16 protein-coding genes are annotated in these 15,132 nt (G+C 73.5%); 7 read left to right on the top strand and 9 right to left on the bottom strand.

All coding sequences use genetic code 11. The features are described from left to right. Window positions 1–5: 5 nt before the first annotated feature. Together J3486_RS29565 and J3486_RS44420 are read right to left on the bottom strand one after the other, a co-directional pair. A complete protein-coding gene (locus tag J3486_RS29565) occupies window positions 6–311 on the bottom strand; it encodes a DUF6317 family protein (RefSeq protein WP_207825736.1) in 306 nt (101 codons plus the stop codon). After that, window positions 311–760 carry an SAV_915 family protein gene (locus J3486_RS44420; RefSeq protein ID WP_229378770.1) on the bottom strand — a complete coding sequence of 150 codons (450 nt, stop codon included), beginning with the start codon at window positions 758–760 and terminating at the stop codon, window positions 311–313. Before J3486_RS44420 ends, J3486_RS29565 begins: the two co-directional genes overlap by 1 nt. Before the next feature lie 198 nt (window positions 761–958). Here J3486_RS44420 and J3486_RS29555 point away from each other — a divergent pair, with 198 nt between their 5' ends. Further along, the gene (locus tag J3486_RS29555; protein WP_207825733.1) at window positions 959–1,741 is read left to right on the top strand and encodes a nucleotidyltransferase domain-containing protein; all 783 of its coding nucleotides are present in this window, start codon (window positions 959–961) and stop codon (window positions 1,739–1,741) included. Here the strand turns inward: J3486_RS29555 and J3486_RS29550 are convergent. Then, window positions 1,729–2,304, bottom strand: coding sequence for a 2'-5' RNA ligase family protein (locus J3486_RS29550; RefSeq protein WP_307804984.1), 576 nt, complete (start codon window positions 2,302–2,304; stop codon window positions 1,729–1,731). The genes J3486_RS29555 and J3486_RS29550 overlap by 13 nt on opposite strands. Before the next feature lie 130 nt (window positions 2,305–2,434). On the opposite strand from J3486_RS29550, the gene J3486_RS29545 reads away from it, so the two are divergent. Then, window positions 2,435–4,216: an FUSC family protein gene (locus J3486_RS29545; protein ID WP_307804983.1), complete on the top strand. Its 1,782-nt coding sequence runs from the start codon at window positions 2,435–2,437 to the stop codon at window positions 4,214–4,216. Between the two features lie 12 nt (window positions 4,217–4,228). On the opposite strand, the gene J3486_RS29540 is transcribed toward J3486_RS29545, so the two are convergent. Continuing rightward, entirely contained in the window at window positions 4,229–5,083 is an 855-nt protein-coding gene (locus tag J3486_RS29540) for a serine protease (protein ID WP_207825731.1), read from the bottom strand. Window positions 5,084–5,253: 170 nt separating this feature from the next. Beyond that, window positions 5,254–6,216 (bottom strand): endonuclease/exonuclease/phosphatase family protein, encoded by a 963-nt coding sequence (locus tag J3486_RS29535; protein WP_207825730.1) that lies wholly within the window; start codon window positions 6,214–6,216, stop codon window positions 5,254–5,256. 201 nt (window positions 6,217–6,417) lie between these two features. Between J3486_RS29535 and J3486_RS29530 the strand changes: the two genes are divergently transcribed. The 3 genes from J3486_RS29530 (at window position 6,418) to J3486_RS29520 (ending at window position 8,982) form a co-directional block, all read left to right on the top strand. Next, the gene (locus J3486_RS29530) at window positions 6,418–7,839 is read left to right on the top strand and encodes an amidohydrolase (protein WP_207825729.1); all 1,422 of its coding nucleotides are present in this window, start codon (window positions 6,418–6,420) and stop codon (window positions 7,837–7,839) included. Window positions 7,840–7,950: 111 nt separating this feature from the next. Next, complete coding sequence (locus J3486_RS29525) at window positions 7,951–8,643, top strand: DUF899 domain-containing protein (protein WP_207825728.1); 693 nt, start codon at window positions 7,951–7,953, stop codon at window positions 8,641–8,643. A 156-nt stretch (window positions 8,644–8,799) separates the two neighbouring features. Beyond that, window positions 8,800–8,982 carry a hypothetical protein gene (locus J3486_RS29520; protein WP_207825726.1) on the top strand — a complete coding sequence of 61 codons (183 nt, stop codon included), beginning with the start codon at window positions 8,800–8,802 and terminating at the stop codon, window positions 8,980–8,982. A gap of 13 nt (window positions 8,983–8,995) precedes the next feature. Here the strand turns inward: J3486_RS29520 and J3486_RS29515 are convergent, their stop codons facing one another. Beyond that, window positions 8,996–9,457, bottom strand: a complete 462-nt coding sequence (locus J3486_RS29515) for a hypothetical protein (RefSeq protein WP_207825724.1) — start codon at window positions 9,455–9,457, stop codon at window positions 8,996–8,998. A 168-nt stretch (window positions 9,458–9,625) separates the two neighbouring features. Further along, the gene (locus J3486_RS29510; RefSeq protein WP_374194784.1) at window positions 9,626–10,051 is read right to left on the bottom strand and encodes an ATP-binding protein; all 426 of its coding nucleotides are present in this window, start codon (window positions 10,049–10,051) and stop codon (window positions 9,626–9,628) included. Between the two features lie 438 nt (window positions 10,052–10,489). On the opposite strand from J3486_RS29510, the gene J3486_RS29505 reads away from it, so the two are divergent. Then, on the top strand, window positions 10,490–11,359 hold the full coding sequence (locus J3486_RS29505) for a helix-turn-helix transcriptional regulator (RefSeq protein WP_207825722.1): 870 nt from the start codon (window positions 10,490–10,492) through the stop codon (window positions 11,357–11,359). Beyond that, on the top strand, window positions 11,360–11,632 hold the full coding sequence (locus J3486_RS29500) for a DUF397 domain-containing protein (RefSeq protein WP_207825720.1): 273 nt from the start codon (window positions 11,360–11,362) through the stop codon (window positions 11,630–11,632). It abuts the gene before it with no gap. Between the two features lie 380 nt (window positions 11,633–12,012). Here J3486_RS29500 and J3486_RS29495 read toward each other — a convergent pair whose 3' ends face one another. Both J3486_RS29495 and J3486_RS29490 read right to left on the bottom strand, forming a co-directional pair. Continuing rightward, on the bottom strand, window positions 12,013–13,542 hold the full coding sequence (locus tag J3486_RS29495; protein ID WP_207825718.1) for a PLP-dependent aminotransferase family protein: 1,530 nt from the start codon (window positions 13,540–13,542) through the stop codon (window positions 12,013–12,015). Between the two features lie 51 nt (window positions 13,543–13,593). Continuing rightward, a complete protein-coding gene (locus J3486_RS29490; protein ID WP_207825716.1) occupies window positions 13,594–15,087 on the bottom strand; it encodes a glutamate synthase subunit beta in 1,494 nt (497 codons plus the stop codon). Window positions 15,088–15,132 lie beyond the last annotated feature (45 nt).

Below are 15,132 nucleotides of genomic sequence, written 5' to 3'. Positions count from 1 at the left end.
CAGCCTCACCCCTCTCCCGTCATCAGATCCTCGAAGAGCCCGTGCACGTCGATGTCGTGCCGCTGGAACGAATCGCGCGCGTACGCCACCTTGTCGCCGTGGTCGTCGAGCCGGTCGGCGAAACCGGTGTGCAGGGCGACGATGAGATCGGCGACCTCGTTGACGGCGTGGTCGAGCCCGCCGTCGCCACCGCTCACGACCGGCGGCGCGACGTTCTGCCGCAGCCCCCGGTACTGCGCCGCCTCCCGGTGGAACGTCCCGGTCATCGACGTCAGATCGCTCAGCACGACCTTGTATCCGGCACCCGCCATCAGCGCATCTCCTCCGCGTACGCCGCCAGCGAGGCGGGCTGCCAGTGGGGCGCCCCGGTGAGCGCCACCGGGTCGAGCCGTACGGTCACCTCGTGCTCGGCCATCACCTCGGCCAACGGCCCGAGCGAGGTCGCGGCCCACGGCTGGGCCTCGCCGAGCACGGCGACGAGCCGGCCGAGCGACGTGAAGGCGAGGGCGACCGTGCCGTCGGTCGGATGCTCGAAGAGCTCGTACGCGATGAACGGCACCCGCACCGCGCGCCCGTCGCCGTCCGTGGCGTCCACCACGCGCGGATGGGCCGGGACGAAGACCGGCGTCGGGTAGGCGGGGACACCGGGTTTCGGGCCCGGGGCCCGGTCGTCCAAGGGGCGCGCGGGCAGCCCCTCGTCCACGTAGTCGAACAGCCGAGAGCGGCGCGGCGCGCTCGGCTCCCCGTACGACGTCTCCATCACCGGCCCCCTTCGAACGGTGCCCAGGACTGCCGGGCAGCGCCACACTAGGCATCGCGGCGACAGACAATTCCCTTCAAGCCGGTCGCCCAGAGCGAATGCATTCGCAACCCATACGTCACTTTGGGCGGGGCTTGATCGGGGCTTGACCCGGTGGTGGCCGAGGGGCCGGCGGCCGCGGTCGTTACCCTCCCCTCCATGCCGACCTCGAACGACACCGCCTTCCTCGACCACCTCGCCGACACCCTCGCCACCCTCCCCGGCACCCACGCCGTCTCCCTCGGCGGATCCCGCGCCCAGGGCACCCACACCCCCGACAGCGACTGGGACACCGCCGTCTACTACCGGGGGAGCGAAGGCATGTTCGCGCCGCGGTGTCTGCGGGAGCTCGGGTGGGAAGGGGAGGCGTCCGAGATCGGGGGCTGGGGCGGCGGCGTGTTCAACGGCGGGGGATGGTTCACCGTCGAGGGGCGGCGGGTCGACGTGCACTACCGGGACCTCGACGACGTCGAGCGGGTCCTCGCCGAGGCCGAGGAGGGGCGGTTCCGGGTGGAGCCGCTGATGTTCCATCTCGCCGGGATCCCGTCGTACCTCGTCGTCGCCGAGCTCGCCGTCAACCGGGTCCTGCGCGGCACCGCCCCGAAGCCCGACCGGTACCCCGACGCGCTGCGCGAGTCCGCGCCCGGTGAGTGGTGGGGGCGCGCCGAGGCGACGCTGGCGTACGCGCGGGCCGGGTTCGCGCCGAAGGGCGGGCGGACCGAGGTCGTCGGGGCCGTCGCCGTCGCCGCCGCGTCGGCCGCGCACGCCGTGCTCGCCGCCCGCGGGGAGTGGGTCACCAACGAGAAGCGGCTGCTGGAGCGGGCCGGGCTGCGCGGGGTCGACGATCTCGTGGTGGACCAGGGGCTCGGGCTCGCCGAACTCGTCGACCGGGCCCGGGAGTTGATGGCCGCGGTGGTGGAGGAGGCCCGTCAGGGGGCCTGAAGGGGGTACGAGCGGGCGTCCCGCCACGGAGTGCCTCTGCCGTCCGACACGATCAGGTGCACCTCGGTGACCCGCGCGCGCAACGGGAGGTGCGGGGTGAAGTCCGACGCCGGGATCTCGTCCGTGCCCGGACCGCTCGCCAGCGTCAGATGCGGGTCGAGGCCCTCGCTGCCGAAGATGCCGCGATAGGGGGCCGCCTCCGGCCAGCGTGCGCGCAGCGCCTTCGTGAGGGAGCGGACCGGGTCGGCGGGGGACGGCGAGAGGTACAGGACGCCCGGCCAGCGACGCAGATCCCGGTGCCGGAAGGTGAGCTCGATCGCCGGGGTCGAGGCGAACAGGGCGCGCAGGTCGCCGTCCGTGTCGGCCGTGAACGCGGGCAGCGGGACGAAGGGGTACAGCAGCGTCACGTGGGCGCGCGTTCCCGTACGGACCAGGGGGTCCGCCTCGGGGATGTGGATTGTCAGCGCGGTGTCGCCCGGAGAGTCCGGCCAGCCGGCCTCGGCCTCGGCATCAGTCGGAGCCTCGGTGTCGGTATCGGCCTCGGTGTGGGTATCGATGGGCACGGTCAAGTGTCACATTGCGGAAATGCGGGCGTTCCTTCCCCTCCATGAACTCCCGTTACGGTGGAGGAACCGCAACCAGTTCAGGTCTGGCCGACGTCGTCCGGCACCATCGCGTACGACAGGAGCCCCCGTGCCTTCTCTTCGCCCTCTTCCGCCCTGGCTCGGGCACGCCCTGCGGGCCCAGCGCGCCCCCGTCCCGTGGCCCGCCGTTGTGCGCGGCGCACTCGCCGCCGGGCCGCTGCTGCTGACCGCCGTTCTCGCCGGGCGCCCGTCCAGCGGGGTGCTGCTCGCGCTCGGGGCCATGCTCGCCGGCGTCAACGACCGGCCCGGTACCCGGCTCTCCGCCCTGACCCGGCTCGGCGGGCCCGCCCTCGCCGGCGGTGTCGGCATGACGCTGGGCACCGCGCTGCACGGGGGCGCCGTGCTCGTCGTCGCGGTGTTCGCCGGGCTCGGGCTCGTGGCCGGGGCGTTCAGCGCCGTCGGACCCGTCGCCTCCGCCTGCGGTACGCAGCTGCTGGTGACCGTCGCCATCGGCGCCGGGATGCCGCTGCCGGAGGCCGGATGGCAGCGGGGGTTGCTGTTCGTCGCGGGCGCCGGGTGGCTGATCGCGCTGCGGGTGCTGTTGCCGTCGCCCAGGAACCGCGCCCCCCGCGCCAAGGGGCTCGGTTACCTGTACGACGGTGAGCGCGTCGCCGTCGCCGCGGTGTACGACGCCGTCGCCCGGCTCATCGAGGCCGCGGGCCGCGGCGACGCCCGGGCCCGCCGCGCCGCCCTCACCGCCGCCCTCGACCAGGCCCAGGACGCCCTGCGCGGCGGCGGCGACGCGGCCCGCAGGCTGCGCGCGCTGTACGTCGCCGCGCTGCCGCTCGCCGAGGCCGCCACCGCGCTGGCCTGGGCCGGGAAGACGGTCCCCGGCCGGGCCGCCGAGGGGCCGCGCCGGCTCGCGGTCGCCGTGCGCACCGGGGAGCCGGTGGGGCCGCTGCCCGCGCCCGCCCGCTGCGACGCGGGACTGCGCGCGCTCGACGAGGCCCTGCTGCGGGCCGCCGAGGTGTTCGACGGGGGCCGCGCGCCCGCCCCGCTCCGGTCCGGGAGGACCCCGGCGGACGTCCTGCGCAAGGCGGCCGGGCCCGCCGGCCGCGAGTACGGGGTCCGCGTCGGACTCTCCTTCGGGGCCAGCGCCGCCGTCGCCCAGGCCCTGCACCCCGAGCACTGGTACTGGCTGCCCGCCACCGCCGTCTTCCTGGTCAAGCCCGACCTCGGGCCGCTCGCCTCGCGCGTGCTGTGCCGGGCCGCCGGAACCGTCGCGGGGGCGGCCCTGTTCGCGGGCCTCGCCGCGGTCCTGCCGCACCCCGCCGGGCTCGTCGCGCTGGTCGCGCTGTGCGGGGCGCTGATCCCCGTCGCCACCCGGCACTTCGCCGCGCAGACCGCGGTCGTCACCGTGCTGGTCCTCTCCCTCGTCATGGTCGGAGGGGAGCCCCAGGCGTCCGTCAGCCGGATCACGGAGACGCTGCTGGCCTGCGCGATCGTGCTGGTCGCCGGACATCTGCCGGGGCCGCGGGCGCAGCGCGGGGGCGGGGTCCGGGTGCGGATCGCGGTGGCCCGCGAGGCCGCCCACCAGTACGTACAGCATGTGCTGAGCGGGGCCACCGGGAGCGAGGCCCGGGTGCGGCGGTGGGCGCTGCGCCGCGAGGCGTACCGGACGCTGGCCCAGGCACGGGCCGCCGTCGACCTGGCCGCCGCCGAACTGCCCGTCGTCGCCCGGCACTCGGTCGGCGCGCGGCACGTCACCGTCGTGCTGGAACGGCTCGTCGACACGACCACCGCGTGCGCGGTGCAGGTCGACGACACCGGGCGGGTCCCGGAGCAGCACGCCGAACGGATCGGCGTGCTGCTCGCGGAACTCGCCGCCTGACACCGGCAGGCGTCAGGGCTTGGGCAGCGCACACCCCGGCGCGGACAGGTCGATCTTGTTGCCCGCGACGACGCACGGCACGATCCCGTACGTCTCCTGCGCGTAGTTGATGCCCTGGCGCACCGTCACGTTGCCGCTCTCGTCGACCTCGCACGGGTTGTTCTCCGTGCACCGCTCGCCGTCCTCGTTACCGGTGTTGTTCACCGCGACGACCTTGCCGGTCGCCTGGTCGAGGACGGGCGAGCCGGACGTGCCGCCGATCGTGTTGCAGGCGGAGGTGTAGCGGACCGAGTCCTTCCAGGTCCAGTCGCCCTCCTTGAGGCGGTACACGAAGCCGTCGACGGAGCAGTTGTACGTGCGCTTCCAGTACCCGGACACCACGCTGATCGCCGTGCCCTGCGTCGGGTGGTCGGCCGACAGCTCCAGGGCCTTGATGCCGTACGAGCTCTCGATCTGCTGGTACGTGGTGGTGAGCTGGTAGAGGGAGACGTCGGTGTCCGTCATCGTCCCGTACGCCACCTTGCTCGCCCGCAGCGTCGCGACCTTGCTGCCGGAGGAGTTGAGCAGGCTGAACGTACGCGTCGACGGCTGGTCGACCACGACCTCGCCCGGCCCGGGGAAACCGGACTCCAGGCAGTGGCCGTTGGACATCACCAGGGCCGGGTCCGTCGGCTGGGAGTTCGGGACGCGCACGACGGAGCCGGAGCAGTTGCTGAGCGCGACCGTGCCGGCGTAGGACACCGCCTTGGCTCTGGCGGCGGCCGGTGCGGCCGACGCACCGTCAGCCGCCGTGGCGGGGACGGCGGTTGCGGCGCTCGCGCCGAGAACGGCGACGCCGAGGAGCGCGCCGGCGAGGGACTTCTTCATGTGGGGGGTTCCTCTCCCGAGTTGAGAGTGGTGCACCTGGTGCGTGAGTCGTCACGCCTGACCTGAGCGGTTTGGCATGAGCATTGTGATGGCGTACGGCTCAGCGGACAACAGTGCATTCTCAGCGAACGGGGGAGAGGGGCCGGGGAGGCGGCGAAGAAGCCGGGGAGTCAGGGCCGCAGCTCGATCCAGACCGGCGCGTGGTCCGACGCCGTCGCGTCCCTGCGGTCGTGCGGGTTCTCGCCGACCGACGGCAGCGGCGGGCGCTCGGCGCCCTCCTCGGCCGGGACGCCGGTTCCGGCGCGGGAGATCCGGCCGACCAGTTCGTGCGTGACGAAGACGTGGTCGATCAGCTCACGGCGGCCCGCCTGGATCCGCGAGTACCGCTGGTCGGCGGGGATGAGCGGCGCGACGTTCCACAGCCGTTTCGCGTCGCCCCGGTCCGGCCGGTCGAAGCCGGGCGTGCCGATCTCGGAACCGGGCGGGCCGTGCAGGATCTGGGTGGTCGCGGCGGACGTGTCGTCGTTGAAGTCGCCCAGCACGGCGACCCGTTCGTGCCGTCCGTCCTCCCCGACGAGGACGTCGGCGAGCGCGCGCACGGTCGCCGCCTCCGCCGCCCTGCGCTGCAGCGCGTACGCCCCGTAGCGCGCCCGCTCGCTCTCGTCGTGTGGCTGGAACCTGCCGCCCGGATAGCTGAGCAGCTTCGACTTGAGGTGGCAGACGGCGGCCGTCAGCCAGGTCGCCCGCGTCGAGAAGTGCGCGGCGAGCACCCCGCGGCCCGCCCGGTCCGTGGTCCGGCCGCTGTCGTCGACCTGCACCGGACGCAGCCGGTCGGGGAACGCCGGGGTGTCCGCGACCACGTTCAGCACGACATCGCTCACGAACCCGACCCGGATCCCCCGTTCGTCGGGGAACTCGGACAGCGTCACGAAGTACTGCCCGTCCAGCATCTGCACGAGGTCGTCGAGCGCCGCGGGGTCACCCACCTCCTGCACACCGAGCAGCGTCGGCCGCAACCGGTTGACGGTCGCCGCGAGCGCGGCCAGCTTCGCCTCGTACGCGGCCTTGTCGCGCGGCCCGAAGGGGCTGCCGGGGCGGTAGAGGTTCTCCAGGTTCCAGGTGCCGACGAGCATGATGCCGTTCCCTCCCGGGCGGTGGGATCCGGCCCGGACGGGATGGGGCCGGGCCGGGGCGGCCAGCGTGACAGCGCGCACCGGCCGGGGACAGGGCGTGCGCACGATGTGCGACCCGGGTCGCCCCGGCGGCCGAACCGCCCGTACGCCGCTGAACGCACGCGGGGCGGACATCGCGCCGGACCCCGCTACCGTGCCCCCATGCCCACCCCGCCCGCGGACCTCATCGTCACCGGCTGCACGGCTCTGCTGCACGCCGACCCCGCCGAGACCGACCCCCGACGCGCCGCCGACGGGCTGCACTTCGTGCCGGACACCGCGCTCGTCGTCCGTGCCGGAGTCATCACCGACGTCACCGACAGCGCCGCCGCCGCGACCGTGCCGAGCCGTGAACGGATCGACGCACGCGGCCTCGTCGCCCTGCCGGGCCTGATCAACTGCCATACCCACAGCCCGATGGTGGCCCTGCGCGGCCTCGTCGAGGACCGGCCCGAGCAGGAGTGGTTCAACGACTGGATCTGGCCGATCGAGTCCAACCTCACCCCGCGCGTCATCGCACTCGGCGCCCGCCTCGCCTGCGCGGAGATGATCCGCGGCGGCGTCACCTGCTTCGCCGACCACTACTTCTCGATGGACGTCATCGCCGACGCGGTCGAGGAGACCGGCCTGCGCGCCAACCTGGGGGAGGCGTTCTTCTCCCATGAGGCTTCCCATGAGGCTTCCGGGGAGGCGTCCAGGAGCTCCTCCAAGGAGTCCTGGGCCCGCTCCCTCGACTTCGCGCTCACCCACCGCGGCCGCGCCGACGGCCGCATCACCACCGCCCTGGCCCCGCACGCCCCGTACACCGTCACCGACGACGACCTCGCGGCGACCGCCCGACTGGCCGCCGAACACGCCCTGTTGGTGCACCTGCACGCCGCCGAGAACCGCGCCCAGACCGACACCAGCCTCGCGCGCCACGGCCGCACCCCTGTCGACGTGCTCCGGGACACGGGCCTGCTGGGCGGTGACATCGACGTCCTCATCGCCCACGGCACCGGCATCCTCGGCCGCGACCTGCCCGCGCTGCGCGCCGCCCGCGGCCGGGTCGGGGTGGCGTCCGCGCCGCGCGGTTACATGAAGTTCGGCTGGGACACGACCCCGGTACGCGCCCTCGTCGACGCCGGCGTGCACGTCGGACTCGCCACCGACGGCGCCGCCTCCAACAACACCCTCGACGTGTGGGAGGCGATGACGCTCACCGCCCTCGTGCAGAAGCAGACCGAGCACGACCCGCGGTGGCTGACGGCGCGTCAAGCCCTGCGTCACGCCACCCTCGACAGCGCCCGCGCCGTCGGACTCGGCGACCGCATCGGCTCGCTCGCGCCCGGCCGCCGCGCCGACCTCGTCCTCGTCGACCTGAGCGGCCCGCACACCCGGCCGGTGCACGACCTGGCCGCGACCCTCGTGCACAGCGCGCGCTCCGCCGACGTCCGCACCACCGTCGTCGACGGCCGGATCCTGATGCGCGACGGACACCTCACGACCGTCGATGTGCCGTCCGTCGCAGGGGAGTTGAGCGAACTGCTGCCCGCCCTCGTCGAGCGCGGACACGGCCGCCGGATCCAGCGGTACGACACCTGACGGAGCCGCCCGCGGAAATCTTCCAAGATTTTCCTCCCGGCGGCGATGAGTTCCGCCTCCGGCCCCGGTCACCCCTGCGAGAGACCCGTCACGATGACTTACGGAGGAACCATGGGGCTGCCGAAGGTGGTCACCCGGGAGGAGTGGCGTGCCGCTCGCGAGGAGCTGCTCGCCCTGGAGAAGGCGGCGACCCGGGCGCGCGACGCGCTCAACACCCGGCGGCGCGAGCTGCCCATGGTGGAGATCGACAAGCTGTACGTGTTCGAGGGCCCGGACGGCAAGGCCGAACTGCTCGACCTGTTCGAGGGCCGGCCCCAACTCGTCGTCTACCACTTCATGTTCGCCCCGGAGTGGGACGCGGGCTGCCGCAGCTGCTCCGGCTTCCTCGACCAGATCGGGCACCTGGCGCACCTGCGCGCCCGGGGCACGGCGTTCGCGGCGGTCTCCCGCGCCCCGTTCACCAAGATCCTGCCCTTCAAGGCGCGGATGGGCTGGACCGTGCCCTGGTACTCCTCGAACCTCAGCGAGTTCAACCAGGACTTCGGCGCCACGCTCCGCGACGAGCACGGGCAGCTGCAGGAACGCCCGGCGCTCAGCTGCTTCCTGCACGAGGGGGAGCGGATCTTCCACACGTACTCGGCCTTCGACCGCGGCCTGGACAGCATCGGGTTCACCACGAACCTCCTGGACCTCACCGCCCTCGGCCGGCAGGAGGAGTGGGAGAAACCGGAGGGACGGGCGTCGTCCCTCGGGGCGCCGGCGGGCAGCGCGCGTGTCCGGTATCACGACGAGTACGTCGACTGACGGCCGCCGCGACCGACCTGACCTCGTCTCAACTCGGTGTCATTCTCGTCACGTTGCGAGTCCGCAGCGGCCCTGTCAGCGTTCTCCTTCACACAGGGCCCGGGACCGAACCGGAGCCCGAGCTTCAGGCACGATCACGGGGGACAGGGACGGACGATGATCAACGCACGAGTGGTACTGCAACGTTTCCCGGCCGGCGGGCCCCGCGGCTCCTGGCCCGCAGAGGAGTTCGCGCGTCAGCGCCGGCTCGAAGGCCAACAGGCCGAGGTGGTCATGGACCTGGCGACCGACGCGTTTCTCGTGATCGTACGGGAGGCGGCGGCGCAGCCCGTGGCGTGAACCGGGCCCGGTGTCACGGCGTGCCGACCGACCGGGACCACGCGGGAGTCGTCCCGGTCACCCGGCACAGCGCCAGATACAGCGGGATCGGCGGGGTGTAGGGCACGGCCCCGTCGGGGCAGTGGATGAGATCCGGCACCCGCGCCGCGTCCGGCACCACGGCACCCGCCGTGTAGCGGGCCGGCGCCGGCCATTCGAGCGCCACGTCGGAGTCCGACGGCACGAGCCACCACCAGTGCCCCTCGGCCGCGTAGACACATCCCATCCGGGGCAGCCGCCGCGTCATCGCGCGGGCGAACCCCTCGGGCACGGCCACCGCGTCGCAGCCCAGCGGTGCGGTCATGCCGTCCGGCACGGTCAGACGCACGGGTTCGGCGGGGTGCGGCCGCCCGGTGCGTCGTCTGCGGGAGAGCCCGACCAGCGAGTCCAGCTGCATCGTCCGCGTCCGCAAAGTGCCCGTCGTCACCACGCCCATCCGTTCCCGTTCAACACGCTCGGCGCCTCGGCACCTCAGCGCGCTCGTCGATCCCGCTCGTCGATCCCACCGGTAGAACTCCGCGGCCCTGCCCTGGCCCGCCCTGCCCTTGTCCGTCCCGTCATCTGTCCCGTCCCGTCCCCGGGTGCGGGGGGTTCGGGCCGTGCCTCACCAGGCCCAGCCGCTGCCGCCGCCGTCGGGCCCGCCGTGCGGCGCGTCCGGCACCGGTCCGGGGTCCGTCGCCCGCGCTCCGGCGTCTCTCGGCAGCTCCGCCCAGACCAGCAGGCCGGGGCCGGTCTCCTGGGCGCCCCACGCGGTGGAGACCGCGGCGACCAGAAGCAGCCCTCTGCCGTGCTCCTCCTCGGGCGCGATCCGCCCGGCGGGCCGGGCGTCGCCGGGGATGCAGCCCTCGTCGCGCACGGCTATCCGCACGCGCTCGCCCTCCCCGTCGTCACGCAGGTCGTGCAGCTCGCAGTGGATACGGCGGCTCGCGGTGTGGACGATCGCGTTCGTCACGAGTTCGGACACGACCAGGGCCGCCGCGTCACAGGTGTCCTCGCACGCGCCCCATCCCGTGAGCTGGGCACGCGTCATACGCCGGGCCTGCGCGGCAGAGCCCGGATGGGGAGCCAGTTCGAAACTGCTGCGGCGGACCGGAGAGATGGGCGACGTGCCCAAACGGTCACCGAGCGTAGCCTCGCCGGCTTCTGTTCCTAAAGGCGCGGACGGAATCACGCTTGCCACTATCGCCCCGTCGTGAACACTTGGCAAGAGCCACTCTGAAAAGTGCAGAGTGCAGTATGCCGTTCTGAACAGGCATGGCAGACTGCTCGCAACAGCCCGCCGCACGGCGGCTCCGGGACGCGCTCCGCGGGACACCCAGCCGATGTCAGGCCGCAAAATGGCCGGTTGTCGGCCTTCTCTCGCGGTTGTACGGGTCCGGGCACGGCTGCGTTTCGGACACGAGGACAAGGAACGACAACGGGTCGGGCGACACGCCGGACCGGGTCGGACTGCTGGGAGGGAAGCGGCGTGAGTGAACCGCGGTCCGCGCCGACGGTCGGCCAGGTCGTTCTCGGCCGGCGTCTGCAGGACCTGCGCGAGAGCGCCGGACTCAAGCGCGAGGACGCCGCGAAAGTACTCCGTGTAACCGCCGCGACCGTTCGCCGCATGGAGACCGCGGAGGTCGCGCTCAAGATCCCGTACCTGCAGATGCTCCTGAAGTCCTACGGCGTGACCGAGGCCGAGGCCGACGCGTTCGTGCGCCTCGCGGAGGACGCGAACAGGCCGGGATGGTGGCAGCGCTTCCACGACATCCTGCCCGGCTGGTTCTCGATGTACGTGAGCCTGGAGGGCGCCGCCTCGCTCATCCGGTCGTACGAGCCGCACTTCGTGCCCGGACTGCTGCAGACCGAGGAGTACGCGCGCGGGGTGCTCAGATCGGGGGCCATCGGCCGCTCCCTGGTCGACGACCCGGACCGCGTCGAACGGCACGTCGCCCTGCGCATGCAGCGCCAGGAACTGCTCACCCGCGAGAACGCGCCGCGGCTGTGGGTGGTCATGGACGAGACCGCGCTGCGCCGGCCCGTCGGCGACGCCGACGTGATGCGCGGGCAGATCGACCGGTTGCTCGACGCGATGGCGCTCCCGAACGTGACGCTCCAGGTCGCCCAGTTCGCGTCCGGGCCACACCCGGGCACGTACGGGCCTTTCGTGCTGTTCCGCTTCGCCGTGCCGGAACTGCCCGACATGGTCTACAGCGAGTACCTGACCGGCGCCGTCTATCTCGACGCGCGCCCCGAGGTGGCCACCCACCTCGAAGTCATGGACCGCATGGCGGCACACGCCGCGACCGCACAACGCACAAAGGAGATCCTCCGCGATCTCCGCAAGGAGCTGTGAATGGACCAGATCAGGGACCGAATACGAGGCGTCGACGGCGAACCCGTCTACAACGGCATGCCCGCGCGCGAACTCGGCACCGAAGGCTGGCACAAGCCCTGGAGCGGCGGTAACGGGGGCAACTGCCTCGAAGCGATGAAGCTGGCCGACGGACGCGTCGCCGTCCGCCAGTCCTCGGACCCGGACGGCCCGGCGCTGATCTACACGCCCGGCGAGATCTCCGCCTTCATCGAGGGGGCCAAGGCGGGGGTGGCGGACTTTCTGCTGTCCTGACCGTTCCTCAGGGACGGTTTTCGGGCGCGGTGTTCGGGCGCGGTGTTCGGGGTGCGGTTCACGGGGTGCGGCTTTCGGGGGCGACGGTCTTCTAGGTGCCCTTTGCGAGGCGCGGGTTTCGGGGGGCGGGCTTCGAGGTGTGGGCTTCGGCGTGCGGTTATGGAATGTGGGCTTCGGCGCGCGGGCTTCGAGGTGTGCGCTTCGGGGTGCGGGCTTCGGGGGTGCGGGCTTCGAGGTGTGGGTTTCGGGGTGCGGGCTTTAGGGCGCGGGCTTCGAGGTGTGGGGTGTTTGCGGAGGGCCGTGCCCACGGGCTTGTGCCCGGCTTCCTCACCCGGCGTTCTCCTTGACTCCGCCGGGGTCGCTCGGGCCGCTCGGGCTCGCTACCCCGCGTTCTCCTTGACTCCGCCGGGGCCGCTCGGACCGCTCGGACTCGCTGAGCGGTCCCGCGCCAGCACCCCGCACAACGCCTCGACCGCGGCCCCGTACGCACGCTCGGGCGCTGCCGCGTAGCCGACGACCAGCCCGTCGCCGTCCTGCCTCTCCTCCGCGCGATCCTCCTCGGCGGAGGGCGGGAACCCCGGATGCCGGAAATCGGCGAGCCCGTCGATCGCGATCCCTTGGGCCCGCGCCGCGGCGACCACCTCCGGCTCCCGCCCGGAGGGCAGCCGCACCACGGCGTGCAGCCCGGCCGCGACTCCGCTGACCTCGACCCACGGCGCCCGCTCGGCGAGCGCCGTCACCAGCAGGTCCCGGCGCGACCGGTACCGCTGCCGCATCCGCCGCACATGACGGTCGTACGCCCCGGACGACAGGAACTCGGCGAGCGCCAGCTGGTCGAGCGCGCTCGACCACCCCTCCCGTTCGCCCTTCGTCGCCAGCGCGTCCCGCACCAGATGGCCCGGCAGCACCATCCACCCCAGGCGCAGCGCGGGGGAGAGGCTCTTGCTCACCGAACCCACGTACACGACGCGCTCCGGATCGAGTCCCTGCACGGCCCCGACGGGCTTGCGGTCGTAGCGGAACTCCCCGTCGTAGTCGTCCTCCACCACGAGCCCGCCGCGCCGCCGCGCCCAGTCGACCACCGCGGCCCGCCGGTCGTGGTGCAGCGGACCGCCCGTCGGGAACTGGTGCGCGGGCGTGAGCAGCACCCCGCGCACGCCGTTGCCGAGCGCCTCCAACTCCGCCACGCGCGCCCCGTGTTCGTCGACCGGCAGCGGCACCGTCCGCACCCCGGACCCGGCCAGCAGCCCCCGGTGGAACGGGAGCCCGTACGCCTCCACGGCGAGCGGCCCGCGCAGCACCCTGCTCCCGTGGTGCTGGTCGCAGAGCAGGCGCAGCGCGTGCGCGAACCCCGCGCAGATCACGATCCGCCCGGGATCTGTGCGCACCCCGCGCGAGCGCGCCAGGTACTCGGCGAGCGCGGTGCGCAGTTCGATACGTCCCTGAGGGTCACCGGGGCCGAAGGCGGCGGCGGGCGCCGCGTTCAGGGCGCGCCGGTACGCCGCCGCCCACGCGGCCCGCGGGAACGCCGACGCGTCCGGCGATCCCTGCCGCAGCTCGTGCTCGTGCCTGCGACGAGGTACCGGCGCGGCCTCGGGTGTCCTGCGGCGCGCCCCGGCCGGCGGCGGCCCGGCCCGCTCCGCGACCCGCGTCCCCGACCCCTGGCGCGCGGTGAGCCAGCCCTCTGCGACGAGCTCGGCGTAGGCGTCCGCGACGGTGTTGCGGGCGACGCCCAGATCGGCGGCGAGCGCACGGTACGGCGGCAGCCGCGTGCCCGGCGCGAGCCGCCCGGACCGCACGGCCTCCCGCAGCGCGGCGGTCAGCGCACCCCGCCGGCTCCCCGAACCGGACAGCTCCAGATGCAGATCGACCCCGATCCGCTCCGCCGCATTGACCCACGATTCCGCCATGAGGTCGCACCCTACGACGGTCACACCCCGGGCCGCGGCCCCGGCGCCCGGTCAGACCGTCATGGGCCGGTCGTGCGCCCCGATCGGCGTCGGCAGCCGGGTCGCCCCCGTCAGCCACCGGTCGACCGCCGCGGCGGCCGCCCGGCCCTCCGCGATCGCCCACACCACGAGTGACTGGCCGCGCCCGGCGTCCCCGGCGACGAACACGCCCGGCACCTCGGTGGCGAACCCGGCGTCCCGCGCGATCCCGCCCCGCCCGTCCGCCGCCTTCAGCCCCAACTGGTCCACGAACCCGCCGGGTTGAAGCTCCGGGCCGTGGAACCCGAGCGCGATCAGGACCAGATCGGCGGGGAGCGTGCGCTCCGTCCCGGCCCGCGGCCTGCGCCCCGCGTCCACCTCGATCAGGTGCAGCGCCCGTACGTGCCCGTGGGCGTCCCCACTGAAGCGGAGCGTCGACGCCGCGAAGAGCCGGGCGTCCGCGTCCGCCGCCGGAGCCGTCCGCAGATCACCGGCCTCCTCGTGCGCGGCCGACATCCGGTACAGCTTCGGATACGTCGGCCAGGGCTCCGTCTCCTCGTCGCGTGCGGCGCCGGGCATGGCGTAGATGTCCAACTGCGTGACGGAAGCAGCCTGTTCGCGCACCGCCGTGCCCAGACAGTCGGCGCCGGTGTCACCGCCGCCGACGATGACGACGTGCTTCCCGGCCGCACTGAGCGGCGACACGGCCAGGTCGCCCTCGACGACCCGATTGGCGAGCGGCAGGTACTCCATCGCCTGGTGAATGCCGGTCAACTCCAGTCCGGGGACTTGGAGTTCGCGCCAGGCGGTCGCACCGGTGGCGACGACCACGGCGTCGTACCGTCCGCGCAACCGGTCGGCGCTGATGTCCCGTCCGACCTCCACGGACGTCCGCAACCGCACCCCCTCGTCCGTCAACTGCCGCAATCTCCGCTCCAGTTGGACCTTCTCCATCTTGAAGGACGGGATGCCGTAGCGCAGCAGGCCGCCCGCCCGGTCGTCCCGCTCGTACACGGCGACGGTGTGGCCGGCCCGCGTCAACTGCTGCGCCGCCGCGAGCCCGGCGGGCCCGGAGCCGACGACGGCCACCGTCAGCCCGCTGTGCCGCTCCGCGGGCCGGGCGGTGACGAGACCGTCCTCCCAGGCCCGGTCGGCGATGGCGACCTCGACGTTCTTGATGGTCACCGCGGGACTGTTGATGGCGAGGACACAGCCCGCCTCGCACGGCGCGGGGCACAGCCGCCCGGTGAACTCGGGGAAGTTGTTCGTGGCGTGCAGCCGCTCGCTCGCGGCCCGCCAGTCGTCCCGCGCGACGAGGTCGTTCCACTCCGGGATCAGATTCCCCAGCGGGCAGGACTCGTGGCAGAACGGGACCCCGCAATCCATGCAACGGTCGGCCTGCGCGCCGACGATCGGCAGCAGCCCACCAGGGACGTACACCTCGTCCCAGTCGCGCGCCCGCTCCTCCACGGGGCGGCGCGGTGCCTCCTGCCGCGGCGTGGTGAGAAAGCCTTTGGGGTCGGCCATGGCCGTCTCCCTGTCGTGCGCGCGTGAGCCCTTGCCGTTGGTCCA

Source organism: Streptomyces sp. VRA16 Mangrove soil (assembly GCF_017377775.1).
GTDB lineage: Bacteria > Actinomycetota > Actinomycetes > Streptomycetales > Streptomycetaceae > Streptomyces.
The sequence above is the reverse complement of the archived record's forward strand: the minus strand, read 5'-3'. Positions and strand labels throughout refer to the sequence as shown.